This window comes from Syntrophorhabdales bacterium (assembly GCA_035541455.1).
Taxonomy (GTDB): domain Bacteria; phylum Desulfobacterota; class Syntrophorhabdia; order Syntrophorhabdales; family WCHB1-27; genus JADGQN01.
Genome location: DATKNH010000078.1, coordinates 21,231 through 34,695 on the forward strand (window position 1 = coordinate 21,231; position 13,465 = coordinate 34,695).

Consider the following 13,465-nt stretch of genomic DNA (forward strand, 5'->3'; position numbering starts at 1 on the left):
TATGTCTGAGGATCCCCGAAACAGGTTACGCAAGACCCACCAGTGGCAGAAGGATGCGCAAGCCGATCCATACTACCATTGCACCTGCTACATCGAAGAAAATGCCGGCCCTCATCATTTTGGTGATCGGGATCATACCCGACCCATACACAATGGCATTGGGAGGGGTGGAGACGGGCAGCATGAAGCCCCAGCTCGCGCCGAGGGTCGCGCCTATAGCCGGGGGTACGGGATTGACACCTGCGGCGATAGCCAGCGATATCATGACCGGCACGCACATGTTGGCTGCTGCTGTGTTCGATGTGGCTTCGCTCACGATGATGGCTATGACAATCGCGGCAAACGTGATTCCCCACATCGACGTGGCGCCGCTGGAGGCCAGAAGGCTCTTGCCGATCACCTCTGCAAGCTTTGTCTCAAACATCAGGTTGCCAAGGGTAAGACCGCCACCGAAGAGCAGCAGTGTACCCCAGTCGATCTTCGTTGCCTGTTTCCAGCTTATGGTAAACTCCCTCTCTTTCCAGTTGACCGGGAGAATGAAAAGGAGCGCAGCGGCAATGAGGGCGGCTATTGCCTCAGGCACCTTGGTGTTATAGAGCTTTGATTCGGGCGAGGTGGTCCCGTAGATGACGGCCAGAAAGCCGGGTATAATCCAGAGAATTACCGCGACAAGAAAAGCGATGAGCGCGTTGCGCTGACCGGTTGTCCACTTGCCCAGTTTCTTAAGTTCCGCACTGACGTATTCGTGACTTCCTTCTATCTGGCTCAATTCCGGCTTGTGAAGCGCGTAAAGAAGTATGAAGAGGAGTGCATACATTATGACCAGGAGCGGGATCGCGAAGAGCATCCACTGGAAGAAAGGTATCTTCACATGGGCAAACTTTTCGATCATTGCCATGCCGATGAGATTTGGGGGGGTTCCGACCGGGGTGCCGATGCCGCCTGCAGACGCGGAATAGGCGGCCATTAGCATGATGCCTGTTCCAAAGCGCAATCTTGTCGCATCTACCGGCTTACCTGTCTTTGCGCTTATAATATCCGCCATCGCATAGACCAATCCCAGGCCCACCGGGAACATCATGGCAGTCGTCGCGGTGTTGCTGATCCACATGGAAATAAAGGCGCAGATAACGCCGTACACGAAGAGCAATCTTCCGGCGCTGTTGCCGACCCATTTGAGCGACATGATACCAAAGGCGAACCGTTTGTCCAGACCGTGAACCGCCATGGCTTCAGCCAGAATGAAGCTGCCGAGAAAAAGGAATATCGTCGGATCGGCAAAAGGGCCGAGGACTTTGGCGGCCGGCGCCACGCCGAACAAGACGCAGAGGATGGCACCCACAAGAGCGGTCATTGGTATGGGGATTGGCTCGCAGATCCACCAGACGACTATCCAGCCGATTATGGCCGCAAGGGCGTGGGCCTGGTAACTCAGGCTGACCATTGGCGTCATGAATAGTACAATTCCAACGATTGGCCCGAGAAAGAGACCGACGGTATTACGCCAGAGTTCGAAACGTTCTTCTGCCGGAGAAAGTGTCTGCTTCACTTCTGCGAAACTCTTGTAGCTCATCCGCGTCTGCTCTGCCATGACTCCCCCCTTGTGTGGTGGCACTGTAATGTTTAGCTGGCGAATGAAACAAGTCTGCTGAACGTGGAATCTGTAGATGTGGCACTGAACCCCTATCCCCTCTTACATTCCTATTTCATGGGCTGATAATTGTCAAGAAAAAAGGGAGGGGGAGTGGAGACACACACGCAACGGGAAGTCCGCATCCAGCGTGATTGAGTGGTTGACCTCCTCTCCGGAAACAATGTATGATATCGCGCAACCCGTGCTGATTTGGACCAATCGAGGAGGGTATCAGAAATGGCAAATGTGGTAGCATTCGGCCTTCAGTGGGGCGATGAAGGCAAAGGCAAGATTATCGATCTGCTGAGCGAATTTGCCGACGCGATCGTTCGCTACCAAGGGGGCGCCAACGCAGGCCACACCATCGTGGTGGGCGAGCGGAAAGTAGTTCTCCACCTCATCCCCTCGGGCATACTCCATCCCGACAAGACGTGCATTATCGGCAACGGTGTTGTGGTTGACCCATCGGTGTTGATTGGTGAAATAGAGGAGCTGAAGAGGTCTGGCTATTTTGAAGACGAGCGTCGGTTCAAGCTGAGCGCACACGCACATCTCATCATGCCGTACCACAAAAAGATGGACATGCTCAGGGAGTCGGTGAGCGACGGCCGTAAAATAGGCACCACGGGTAGAGGTATCGGCCCCGCGTATGAGGACAAATCGAGCAGGCTCGGCATAAGGGTCGTCGACCTGCTTGACAAGAAGTTCTTTGCAGAGAAAGTGCGAGAGAACCTTAAAGTCAAGAACTTCCTCATTAAGCGTCTTTACAAAGGGGAGCCGTTGCGGCCGCGGGACGTGATAAAAGAGTATGGGACTTACAGAGAGCTTCTGAAGAAGTATGTGGCGGATACGCCGCTGCTCATCCATGAGGCGATCAGGAAGAAACGAAATATTCTGTTCGAGGGAGCTCAGGGCACGTATCTGGACATTGATCACGGGACCTATCCCTATGTTACCTCGTCAAATACCCTTGCTGGTAATGCTGCCTGCGGCGCTGGTATGCCGCCGACCGCCATAAACCATGTGCTCGGAGTGTGCAAGGCGTACACAACGAGAGTGGGGGAAGGACCTTTTCCTACTGAACTCACCGGTCCTGAAGGAGAGCTGATGCGACAAAAGGGCGGGGAGTTCGGCGCGACAACCGGTAGACCGCGCAGATGTGGCTGGTTCGATGCGGTTATTGCAAAGAGAGCTGTGGCCTTGAGCGGTGTGAGCTCTCTTGCAGTCATGAAACTTGACGTGCTGGATGAATTCGACAACCTGCAAATCTGCACCGGCTACAAAACGGGCAGGAGACTCTCTACGGAACCCCCGCTCTCCCTGAAGGGATGGTCAGCGTGCGAACCTGTTTACGAAACGCTGCCTGGATGGAAGAGCCCGACTCAAGGCATTACGCGTCTTGAAGATCTGCCCCAGAATGCGCGGAAGTATCTGGACAGAATCGAAACGTTGAGCGGAGTACCTCTGGATATCATATCAACAGGCCCGGAGAGAACGCATACCATAATTCGAAGGAACCCGTTCCTCATGTGATCCACAGGGATGAGCCCTTTTTGAGACAGGGCAGAATTCTGTCATTTAAATACAAGTAATTTGAATATGTTATATAGAATAGTTCATCCTTTATCTGAAGCTGCAAAATAATAACTAAATCTGTTGACTTTGCTTAAAGAGTTAAGGTTAAATTTATCCTTCCAATTTAATCGGTGACGAAGGGAGGCGAACGTGGATGCCGGTAGTTATCGTAAAAGACGGGGAGTCCTTCGAGAGCGCCCTGAGAAGATTTAAGAAGCAGTGTGAAAGAACGGGTATTCTGTCCGAAGTCAAGAGAAGAGAGCATTACGAAAAACCGAGCGTCAAGAGAAAGAAAAAGATCCTGGCTGCAAAGAAAAGGGCCCTTAAGAAAATGAGACGGATGGTAGCAAAAGGCCTGTACTGATAATGGGCTTTAAAGACCGCATTGAAGCGGATCTCAAGAAAGCACTGAAAGAGCGCGACGCGGTGAGGGTTTCTACGCTGCGTATGCTCCTCGGCGCCGTCAAGTATAAAGAAGTCGAAAAGGTCAGACCACTCGCCGAGGAGGAGTTCCACGGAGTGGTCAAGACTCTGATCAAGCAGCATTCTGAATCTATCGAAAGCTTCAAGAAGGGCCATAGACAAGACCTGGTTGAGAAGGAAGAGAAAGAACTTGTTGTTTTACAGGAATTTGTGCCTGCACAGTTGACACTTGAGGAGTTGTCCGGCGAAGTGGAAGAGGCCATTCGTCAGCTAGATGCTAAGACCCCGAAGGATATGGGAAAGGTGATGAAATTCCTGATGGAAAAACATGCTGCCAGGATTGATGGAAAGGTTTTGAGTGACATGGTGCGTCAAAGGCTATCCACGCAAACGTAGCCCTTAAGCGCGGCATGATCGACAAGACGCTATCGTACATCGATTACTTGAAGCTGCTCGATGTGATCAAAGAATACGCATCGACATCCCTCATCGACGATCGTGTTTCCTCTCTGAGACCGGTGTCATCTCGGGAGGATATCGGGCAGATACAAGCACGACAAGACAGGCTGGAAGCGTTACTGGAGCTGATAAAGTGGAACGGCCTCGTACCGCTGACTGAGATTCCGGACGTAAGGCGGACCCTGTCGCAGCTCGCCATTGAAAACTTCGTTTTTGAACTTTCAGACTTCATAGCACTCCACGATTTCCTGACGCGATGCAAGGAGATAACAGGCTTCTTGAAAGGCGCCTTCGGTTTAAAGCAATATACGGAAGAGCTTCTGGAACGCATTGATCCCCTTGCGGCCGTCAGAGCGCGCATCCGAAAAGTGGTGAACACGGAAGGTTTTGTCGAAGACAGCGCGTCCTATGCTCTTTCGAAAATACGGTCAGATCTTTATCAGCTGAGGGAGCGGGCAAAGAGACATCTGGAAAAGATGATGGAGTCGGAAGACGTGCGCCCGGCGCTTCAGGATACCTACGTGGCTGTGCGGAACGGCAGGTACGTGCTGCCCGTAAAGCCCAACTTCAACCAATTCTTTCAGGGGATAGTTCACGACTATTCCCATTCTCTCAAGACCTCGTTTGTCGAGCCGATGGCGATCGTCGAGTCCGACAACCAGATAAGCATGCTGGAGGAAGACGAAAGGGAAGAAGAGCAGAGAATACTGCGTGAACTCACTGCCTGGATGCGGGGCTACAGAGACCAACTGGAAGCAAATCTTGAAACCGTAATCGAACTTGATTTCTATCATTGCCTCGCCCGTTTCTCCCTTGCATACGAGTCCGTTCGGCCTGATATGGCCACAGACGGGTCTATTGATATAAGGGAGGCGAGGAATCCTTTCATCATCATGTCAAAAAAGGAGAAAGCGGTCCCTATAGACATAGTGATGGAAAGAGAGAAGAAGGCAATGATAATTTCAGGGCCTAACGCAGGCGGCAAGACAGTGGCTCTGAAAACAATCGGCCTGCTTGTGGCCATGGCAGCCTCCGGTCTCTTTGTCCCTGCGAGGGGAAATCCGCGGATAACGCTCTTCCCGGCGATATACGCAGTCATCGGTGATGAGCAGGATATCTCCATGGAGCTCTCCAGTTTCACCGCTCACGTCAGTGCCATAAAGAGCCTCTACGAAAAATCTCACGGTGGCGAGCTCATACTGATTGATGAAATCGGCGGAGGCACGGAACCGCAGGAAGCATCCGCGTTGGCGATGGGGATTATCGATGCGTTTGTTGAAAGAGGATGTAAGACGCTGGTGACCACCCATCTCAATGTGCTGAAGGCCTACGGGTACTCGAGAGCGTTCGCGCTCAACGCTGCAACCGACTTCGACAGCGACACAATAAAGCCTTTGTACAGGCTTCTCTACGGTGTTGCAGGCGTGAGCAATGCAATTCACGTGGCTGAAAACTGCGATATGCCCCGCGACATCATCAGGAAGAGCTACGAGTATCTCGGAAAACAGGAACATATGCTCAATGATCTCGTAAAAGGCCTCGAGGAAGAAAGAGGCAAACTGAAGGAAGAACGCGCGCATGTGTCAAAGCTGAGGGAAGAGGCAAAGGCGAGGCTCGCGCAGTTGAAGGAAAAGCGCGACGAGTACCTTAAGGCGGCTGAGGAACGGTGCCGGGTGCGACTCCTGGAGACGGAGCGGGAGTTGGAGGAAATCCGCAAGGAGGCGCTCAAGAAAGAGAGAACTTCGGTGAGGCGGGCGCGCGATCGCCTTCGCCTGATCCAAGATAAGCATGCAGGTGGTGTGACAGCTGCCGAGATCATACGCGTGGGTGATCATGTAAGGGTCAAGTCGGTTGGCCGCGACGGCTATGTTATACGTATCGACGAAGAGAAGCACAACGCAGAGGTCGATCTCGGCGGCATGAAAATGAAGGTACACACCGAGTACCTGTTTAAGGTCCCGGGGCAGGTTAAAACGAATGCAAGACCGGTCGAGGTCCATGTTGCCCCCATCGAAGTCCCCGAGTTGAACGTGAGAGGCATGCGCGTTGAAGAGGCATTACGCGAGGTGGATCGGTTCATCGACAGAGCTATAGTACACGGTACCACGACATTGCGCATCGTGCACGGGATAGGAACAGGAGCGCTCATGGATGCTATCAGGCACCGCCTCCTGGAAACTCCCCATATCGTGGTCAAAGGTGAGGAGCGGAATTCCGGTGTGACCATCGTGGAGTTGCAGTGAATAGCTTGCTTGAGGCAGTACTCGAACGAGTAAACATCCTTGACGTTGTTTCTCAGTACGTTAAGCTGAGACGCGCCGGAAAGGATTACCTGGGACTCTGTCCATTTCACAAAGAGAAGACGCCCTCCTTTACTGTAAGCGTCGAGAAGCAGATATACTACTGCTTCGGCTGCCACGAAGGGGGTAATGCGGTCCATTTCCTCGCGAAGTATGATCATGTCAATTTCAGCGAAGCCCTGGAAAGCCTCGCCAATCAACTTGGTATAAAGATCACGAACCGGCCTGCGGGGAAAAGGATGCCCATCCTGGAAGCTCTCCTGAAGCTTGCCGACTATTACCACGCGAATCTCAGGAAGTCCGGAGCGGCCAGAGCGTATCTGGAAAAGCGCGGCATCACGAGCGCAACAATGGAAGAGTTCAGGCTGGGATACAGCGAGCGGGCGCGATATACGCAAGAGTTTTCAAAAATGATCGGCGTCCCCTTCGATCTGCTGTTCAGCATCGGGCTATTCAAAATGAGGGGAAGCGATATCTACGATATATTTCGCGGCCGGATTGTCATACCCATCCTCGACATCAATAGTAAGGTTATCGGCTTCGGGGGCAGGGCCCTTGAAAAGGAGGCACTTCCCAAGTACCTCAACTCGCCGGAATCAGCTGTGTTCACAAAGCGGTCTGTGCTCTACGGGTTGGATAAAGCGAGAAAAGAGATTGCAGAAAAAGACGAAGCGATCGTCGTGGAGGGATACTTCGATCTTATTGCCCTGCACCAAGTGGGCGTGCGCAACGCCGTGGCAACGCTGGGCACGTCCGTTACAGAAGAGCAGATATCCCGCCTGAGGAATTATACGGAAAACATTACATTGATGCTCGATGGGGATGAAGCGGGCATGAAGAGCACGCTGAGGCTCATCGGCCTCCTCGGTGAGATGGGCATCAACGGCAGGATGGTCGTTCTGCCTCCACAGCATGATCCCGACAGCTTCGTGAGGGAGAAGGGGCTGTCCGGCTTTCAGGAGTTGATGGAGTCCAGGAAGGCCATTCTCGACTACTCCTTTGACTTTCATATGAAACGGTGTGGTCTTTCCACGCTTGAGGGAAAACGGGCATTCATCAAGACCATTCTTCCTCAGCTGGAGGGAATGAAGGACGGCATAGTCAAGAGGCTTTACGTCCAGAGGCTTGCACAACTTACCGGTGTCGAGGAGTATTGCTTTTGGGACTCCATACACGAGAAGAGGATCGAAGGAGCGGATCGGGGAGAGAGACAAAACGCAACAGTGGAGAGAAAGATTATAGGTATTTGTCTGAACAGGCCCTCTCTCATGCAGTTGCTGAAAGGGAAGGGGGTGAAACGCTATATTGCAGACGGAGAATCGCAGCAAGTTCTGGATCGTATGATCGAGCAGTATGAACAGCAGGGTTGTCTGGAGGTGAGGCGGTTTGTCGCAATGCTGGAAGGAGACGAGTTGAAGAATTCCGTGCTGAGCTCGGCCCTGGAAGTGGCAGACTACGACGCGGAAGAGATGGAAAAGGTAATTCTTGATTATTGCCAGCATATCGAGAGGAAGAGGCTCAAAGAAGAAGCAAGGGAGATTACCGAGCGTTTGGCAGAAGCTGAACAGAAGGGTGATCAGGAGGCCCTGGCCCAGCTTCTGGAGCTGAAGCGACAGGTTGTGCAGGGAATGAGATCCAAATCCGCCAAGGGGGGACAGCATGTCAGATGAAAGAAGCGACGGAATGAATGTGATTGGTCTGTCTGTCGGCAAGAAGTTTTTTGCTTACGAGGATCGGCAGGAGCGGAGAGATATCTACATCGCGGTGCCCGGTCCGGAGGAGAAGGGGGGTCTTTTCGAGGATGTTGACCTTTTTGATGTCGAACGGGAGGAGCAAGCTGCCTTCAACGATGCAGAGAATTATGGCGAGATGCTGGATGATTCCCTGGATGACGTGTATGGGGACGAGTTAACCAATCCAATTAAGCATTACATACGAGAGATGGGAGCGGTGGCATTACTGACGAGAGAAGGGGAGAAAGAGATTGCCATGCGTATTGAGCAATCGCGGGCAGACATCAAGCGGATAATCCTTTCCGTGCCGCTGACCATCAGCGAGTTACTGCGGGCTCTCCCTGCCCTCAGCGCCGGGAAGATCGAAGTCAAAGAAATAACGTGTGAGGCTGATGACCTGGACGAGTCATTTGATGAGGAACTGCATAGAGACAGGGTCATCGGCCTTCTCGAACGTCTCAAGGTGAGATCACAGCGCATGCGTAAGGTGCGTAACAGAAAAGAAAGGGAGACCCTGCAGGCGGACATCGGGAAGGTTGTCTCTGAAATAAATCTGAGCAGGCAGATGATCGAACGGATAGCGCTCAGGATGAGACGCCATATAGCGAAAGTCGAGAGGCTTGGCCACGAGATTAGCAGAATCGGCCACCCGCGGGGGGAGACCGGAAGAAAGGAACTTGCGATGCTGCAAAGGAAGCTTGAGCGGGCAGATCGCGAGGCAGGAGTGTCAACCCGGGAGTTGAAGTTGTCACTGACACGTATTCAGGAAGCTGAGAAAGAGTGCCTTCGCGCGAAAAATGAGCTGATAAAGGCAAATCTGAGACTTGTGGTGAGCATTGCCAAGAAGTATATCAACCGCGGCCTTTCACTCCTTGATCTGGTGCAGGAAGGAAACATCGGCCTTATGAGGGCTGTTGAAAAATTCGAACACAGGAAGGGCTATAAGTTCAGCACGTATGCTACCTGGTGGATCAGGCAGGCCATAACACGGGCCATCGCGGATCAGGCCAGAACAATACGTATACCGGTCCACATGATCGAGACGATCAACAAGATCATCCGGGTTTCCAGGGAGCTGGTTCAGGAGCTTGGTAGAGAACCCGTACCCGACGAGATTGCAGTGAGAATGGGCTTTGGCCCGGACAAGGTAAGAAAGATACTGAGGATAACCAAAGAGCCGATTTCCCTTGAAACGCCCGTGAGCGAAGACGAAGATACGCACCTCGCAGATCTTATCGAGGACAAAGCCACACCTATTCCGCAGAACTCGGTGATCTTCCGCGATCTGATCGATCAGCTTGACAAGACTCTGGCGACGCTGACACCGAAAGAAGAGAAGGTGATCCGCATGAGATTCGGTCTCGGGGAAAAGTATGATCACACTCTCGAAGAGGTCGGCCACGTCTTTGAACTGACGCGGGAAAGGATAAGACAGATAGAGGCTAAGGCGTTAAGAAAGCTGCGACACCCGATAAGGGCTGGGCGGCTCAAATCTTTCAACGAAGCATGATGCCAGTTTGCCTTCATTCATATAGCTTCGTTGCCTGCGTCGGCGCGACTACGACGTACCAATGTACGCCTCCGTCGCTATTCGCCTGGTCGCCTCGCTCTATTTTTGAATGCAAACTGGCATCAAACGATTTGTAGAGTTATTTGGGGCTTATTTCAGACTCGATTGAGAAAGAAAGCCGCTGGCGCGCTGGCCAGCGGCTTTCTTTATTGATGCGCTATTTCTGGTTGGCCTTGATGTAGTCGAGACAGAACTTAAGGGCTTCGTCTCCAGGCAGCCCTTTGGCTTTTGCCTGGGCGACATATTCATCCAGTATTGGACGAACAGCCTTGACCCATTTGGCGTCCTCCTCTTTGGAGAGTGCTGTAATCTTCTTGCCCTGCGCGCTCATGAGCTGTTTGCCTTCCTGGTCGATCTCGTCCCACACCTTACCCTGCTTTTCGATCCACTCCTCGTTGACCTTTTGGATGATCTGTTTGACGTCAGCGGGCAGGGAATTCCACTTCGCCTTGTTCATAACCACAAAAAAGTCAGTCGAGTAAGAAGCGCCGTAATCGAGCACGGTGAAGTTGCAGACTTCGCCCAGTTTCCACCCCTTCATTGCCTCAAAAGGCGCCAGAACGCCTTCTACGACGCCTTTTGAGATGGCGTCATACGTCTCGGTCATAGGCATGCCGACCGGGGCGCCGCCAAGGTGCTGGATGATCTTTGCGCTCAGGCCGGTGCCCCTTATCTTCATGCCCTTTACGTCTTCCAGTTTTGTTACCTGTTTTTTGGCCGTATGGAGCAAACCAGGGCCATGGCCGCTCAGGAACATGACCTGTGTTCCGTCGAATTCTTTCGGTTTGAACTTCTGGTAGTACGCATTGTTCATTTTTGTGGCGAGCATACCGGTCTGAGACCCGAGTGGCAGATCTGTGACCTCAGTGAGGGGGAACTTTCCCATAGTGTACCCGAGGACGCTCAAGCCCACGTCGGCGATGCCTTTCTCAACGCTGTCGTAGGTCTGCGCGGCTGGAGTGAGTGTCGCTCCAGGGAAATAGTTGAACTTCACCTTTCCGTTGGTCCTCTTTTCGATTTCCTTGCACCACTCCTCGGCGAGCATGCTGTTCTTGTGCGGTGCAGGGAAGAAGTTTGAGTAGCGGAGCGTAACCGTCTGCGCGTGTGCCTTCAATACAACAGTGCCCAATGAAAGAATGAAAGCAAATAGAACGACTGCCGTTACCACACCCTTTCTCATAGAAACCCCTCCTTGATATATTTTTCACGTTCTACCAGATGCGATTGCGTTTGTCAAAACAATTTATCCTGCAGATTGTCAACAAGAATTGTGTCAGAGGAGTTCGTCGAGGGACGTGTAGGGGAGGCCGAACGCGTCGGCGACGCCTCTGTGCGTGATCCGCCCGTTGACGAGGTTAACGCCTTTTGCCAGGGACGGATCGTCCGCGGTTGCCCTGTTCCACCCCTTATCGGCAATCGTCATCACATAAGGAAGCGTGTTTGCTGTGAGGGCGCGGGTCGCTGTGCGCGGAACCGCTCCCGGCATGTTTGTCACAGCGTAATGGACTATGCCTGATTCAATATACACAGGCTCGTGGTGCGTGGTAGGACGGGAACTTTCCACGCACCCGCCTTGATCGATGGCAACATCAACAATAACAGCTCCGGGTTTCATCAGCTTGAGCATCTCTCTTGTGATAAGATTGGGTGCTTTTCTGCCAGGCACGAGTACAGCTCCCACGACGAGGTCCGCGTACGTAATCACCACCCGTACGTTGTAATTGTCTGCAACCATCGTGACCAGCCTGCCCTGAAAAGCCTCGTCTATGGCTCTGAGCTTGCGCGTGTTTATGTCGAGTACGGTGACGGACGCTCCCATGCCGAGAGCTATGCGGGCGGCGTTCTGTCCCACATTGCCAGCGCCCAGCACCACGACGTTCGCGGGCGGCACTCCGGGTATGCCTCCAAGGAGCACGCCTCTTCCTCCATATGTTTCCTCAAGGTACTTGGCGCCTTCCTGTGGGGCCATCCTGCCGGCGATTTCACTCATGGGCGCCAGCAGGGGCAGATAGCCGTCATCTGTCTGGACCGTCTCATATGCTATACCGATGATTCCCCTGTCAGCGAGGCTCCTGGTGAGCGATTCGGATGCCGCGAGATGAAGGTAGGTGAAAAGAATCTGCTGCTGCCGCAGCAAAGGGTACTCCACAGGCAGAGGCTCTTTCACTTTCAGCACAAGATCGGCTTCGGTAAACACCTGCTCGTGAGAGTAAACGATCGAGGCGCCCGAGCGCTCATAGTCCGAGTCGTTGAAGCCGCTCCCCGCGCCTGCATCCCGTTCAACGATGACCCTGTGACCTTTGGCGGCCAGCGTTTCAACGCCGCCGGGTACCACTGCCACCCTATTTTCCTCAGCTTTTATCTCTTTCGGAACTCCGATGACCATGTAAATGTCCTGTGCTACTGTGATGATTGCGATTGTATCATAGTGGTGCCGCACAGACAATATAACAATTCGTTACAGGTTACGGGTGCCTAGTTACCAAAGACATGCTGCGCGTTACGGGTTAACAACAAGAACCGGTTTTTCAAACTCGTAACTCGCAACGCGCAACTCGGAACAGTCGGTTGCTATCTTTTTGCAAAATAGCCGACAATGCTGACCGAGCGTCTCCTCTTGTCCCAAAGGACTTCAATGTCCACCTGGCGCACGTCAGCGATTAGAGCCTCGGTAACCACAATTCTCTGATAGAAGCCGGAGGGATCACTTTCATCCACGAGCCCTTCCACCTGTGAGACCTCGGGGTAACCCGTCCGTTCGATTTCTTTCAGCTTGGCTTCTGCCACAAGGGTCGCACTCGTCATCTTTCGGGCATACTCCTCGATGTCGAGGTCTGAAATGACAAGGGTGATAAGCGAGACGAGCGCTATCGCTGCTACGGCCACCGCTATCATCACTTCAAGGAGTGTTGTTCCCTTATCGGAGCGTAACTTCTTCGACGTACCCATTCTCGCCCGTCACTTTTGCAGTTACAGGATTGAGCAGCACTGTGTAGAACTGGTCCTTCGCTGTTGTGAAGTGAAGGATTACCCTATCGACCATCCCACTGGAGAGAAAACGCACCATTGCTTTGCCGGACGGTATCTTTTCGCCATTTAGCACGATATCTTTCAGGACATAATTCTCCGGCACCTTCAATTCTCTGAGCTGCAAAAATCCTTTCAGGCGGTCAGGAGCTCCAACATCAATTCTGTTGGTTGATAGGTCGAACTGGATCGCTCGTTCCTCGTAATTGGCGATCGCCTCTTCGCGGAGCAGTGTGACTTCAATAGAAAAGGACTCAAGAAAACCTTCGGCGCCCTTACTGGAAAGGTTCTGCCATTTTACCGATACAAGGGTGAGAAAGATGGCAAAGAGGAGCGTGACGACCAGAAGCTCGACAAGCGTGAAACCAGACGCTCTAATCTTTGCTGAGGTCGGTGCTGGAAATATCCGCATCTCTGCCCGTTCCACCAGGCTGCCCATCGCGGCCGTAGCTTGTTATCTCGTAGTCGCGGCCTCCACTCGCGGTGTTGCCGGAGATTGACGATGTGCCTGAAGAACTTGAAGCCGTGTAGTAGTAAGGATTGTCCCAGGGGTCCTTGGGCACGGCATTCCCTTCCAGATATCCTCCGTCTCTCCACTTCTTGGGCACCGGGGCCGTATCCGGTTTTCTGATAAGCGCCTCCAGACCCTGCTCGGTCGTGGGGTAGGTGCCGGTATCGATCTTATAAAGTTTCAGCGCGCTTTCGATGGTCTTTATGTCTGCCTTGGCCTTGATGCGGCGCGCCT

The 13,465-nt window shown here is 52.8% G+C and carries 12 protein-coding genes; 6 read left to right on the top strand and 6 right to left on the bottom strand.

Annotated features, from left to right (window positions below):
* Positions 1–25: 25 nt before the first annotated feature.
* Positions 26–1,591, bottom strand: a complete 1,566-nt coding sequence (locus tag VMT71_08020) for a DASS family sodium-coupled anion symporter (GenBank protein HVN23903.1) — start codon at positions 1,589–1,591, stop codon at positions 26–28.
* Between the two features lie 279 nt (positions 1,592–1,870).
* On the opposite strand from VMT71_08020, the gene VMT71_08025 reads away from it, so the two are divergent.
* The 6 genes from VMT71_08025 (at position 1,871) to rpoD (ending at position 9,633) form a co-directional block, all read left to right on the top strand.
* Positions 1,871–3,166 carry an adenylosuccinate synthase gene (locus tag VMT71_08025; protein ID HVN23904.1) on the top strand — a complete coding sequence of 432 codons (1,296 nt, stop codon included), beginning with the start codon at positions 1,871–1,873 and terminating at the stop codon, positions 3,164–3,166.
* A 196-nt stretch (positions 3,167–3,362) separates the two neighbouring features.
* Positions 3,363–3,572: a 30S ribosomal protein S21 gene (gene rpsU / locus VMT71_08030; GenBank protein ID HVN23905.1), complete on the top strand. Its 210-nt coding sequence runs from the start codon at positions 3,363–3,365 to the stop codon at positions 3,570–3,572.
* Between the two features lie 2 nt (positions 3,573–3,574).
* Positions 3,575–4,027: a GatB/YqeY domain-containing protein gene (locus VMT71_08035; protein ID HVN23906.1), complete on the top strand. Its 453-nt coding sequence runs from the start codon at positions 3,575–3,577 to the stop codon at positions 4,025–4,027.
* A gap of 14 nt (positions 4,028–4,041) precedes the next feature.
* Entirely contained in the window at positions 4,042–6,333 is a 2,292-nt protein-coding gene (locus VMT71_08040) for a Smr/MutS family protein (GenBank protein HVN23907.1), read from the top strand.
* Positions 6,330–8,060, top strand: coding sequence for a DNA primase (dnaG, locus tag VMT71_08045; protein HVN23908.1), 1,731 nt, complete (start codon positions 6,330–6,332; stop codon positions 8,058–8,060). The genes VMT71_08040 and dnaG overlap by 4 nt, the downstream gene beginning before the upstream one ends.
* Entirely contained in the window at positions 8,050–9,633 is a 1,584-nt protein-coding gene (gene rpoD, locus VMT71_08050; GenBank protein HVN23909.1) for an RNA polymerase sigma factor RpoD, read from the top strand. The genes dnaG and rpoD overlap by 11 nt, the downstream gene beginning before the upstream one ends.
* A 217-nt stretch (positions 9,634–9,850) precedes the next feature.
* On the opposite strand, the gene VMT71_08055 is transcribed toward rpoD, so the two are convergent.
* The 5 genes from VMT71_08055 to gspG all read right to left on the bottom strand — a co-directional run.
* Positions 9,851–10,873 carry a TRAP transporter substrate-binding protein gene (locus tag VMT71_08055; GenBank protein HVN23910.1) on the bottom strand — a complete coding sequence of 341 codons (1,023 nt, stop codon included), beginning with the start codon at positions 10,871–10,873 and terminating at the stop codon, positions 9,851–9,853.
* Positions 10,874–10,966: 93 nt separating this feature from the next.
* Positions 10,967–12,079, bottom strand: a complete 1,113-nt coding sequence (gene ald, locus VMT71_08060) for an alanine dehydrogenase (GenBank protein HVN23911.1) — start codon at positions 12,077–12,079, stop codon at positions 10,967–10,969.
* Positions 12,080–12,264: 185 nt separating this feature from the next.
* On the bottom strand, positions 12,265–12,642 hold the full coding sequence (locus tag VMT71_08065) for a hypothetical protein (GenBank protein ID HVN23912.1): 378 nt from the start codon (positions 12,640–12,642) through the stop codon (positions 12,265–12,267).
* The gene (locus VMT71_08070; protein HVN23913.1) at positions 12,611–13,132 is read right to left on the bottom strand and encodes a prepilin-type N-terminal cleavage/methylation domain-containing protein; all 522 of its coding nucleotides are present in this window, start codon (positions 13,130–13,132) and stop codon (positions 12,611–12,613) included. The genes VMT71_08065 and VMT71_08070 overlap by 32 nt, the downstream gene beginning before the upstream one ends.
* A partial coding sequence (gene gspG / locus VMT71_08075; protein ID HVN23914.1) for a type II secretion system major pseudopilin GspG occupies positions 13,095–13,465 on the bottom strand: 371 nt, incomplete at its 5' end. The genes gspG and VMT71_08070, both read right to left, overlap by 38 nt.

Excerpts from the sequence above, each read along its gene's own strand:
- VMT71_08020 (HVN23903.1), bottom strand. The coding sequence starts at position 1,591 with ATGGCAGAGCAGACGCGGATGAGCTACAAGAGTTTCGCAGAAGTGAAG.
- VMT71_08025 (HVN23904.1), top strand. The coding sequence starts at position 1,871 with ATGGCAAATGTGGTAGCATTCGGCCTTCAGTGGGGCGATGAAGGCAAA.
- rpsU (HVN23905.1), top strand. The coding sequence starts at position 3,363 with ATGCCGGTAGTTATCGTAAAAGACGGGGAGTCCTTCGAGAGCGCCCTG.
- VMT71_08035 (HVN23906.1), top strand. The coding sequence starts at position 3,575 with ATGGGCTTTAAAGACCGCATTGAAGCGGATCTCAAGAAAGCACTGAAA.
- VMT71_08040 (HVN23907.1), top strand. The coding sequence starts at position 4,042 with ATGATCGACAAGACGCTATCGTACATCGATTACTTGAAGCTGCTCGAT.
- rpoD (HVN23909.1), top strand. The coding sequence starts at position 8,050 with ATGTCAGATGAAAGAAGCGACGGAATGAATGTGATTGGTCTGTCTGTC.
- VMT71_08055 (HVN23910.1), bottom strand. The coding sequence starts at position 10,873 with ATGAGAAAGGGTGTGGTAACGGCAGTCGTTCTATTTGCTTTCATTCTT.
- ald (HVN23911.1), bottom strand. The coding sequence starts at position 12,079 with ATGGTCATCGGAGTTCCGAAAGAGATAAAAGCTGAGGAAAATAGGGTG.
- VMT71_08065 (HVN23912.1), bottom strand. The coding sequence starts at position 12,642 with ATGGGTACGTCGAAGAAGTTACGCTCCGATAAGGGAACAACACTCCTT.
- VMT71_08070 (HVN23913.1), bottom strand. The coding sequence starts at position 13,132 with ATGCGGATATTTCCAGCACCGACCTCAGCAAAGATTAGAGCGTCTGGT.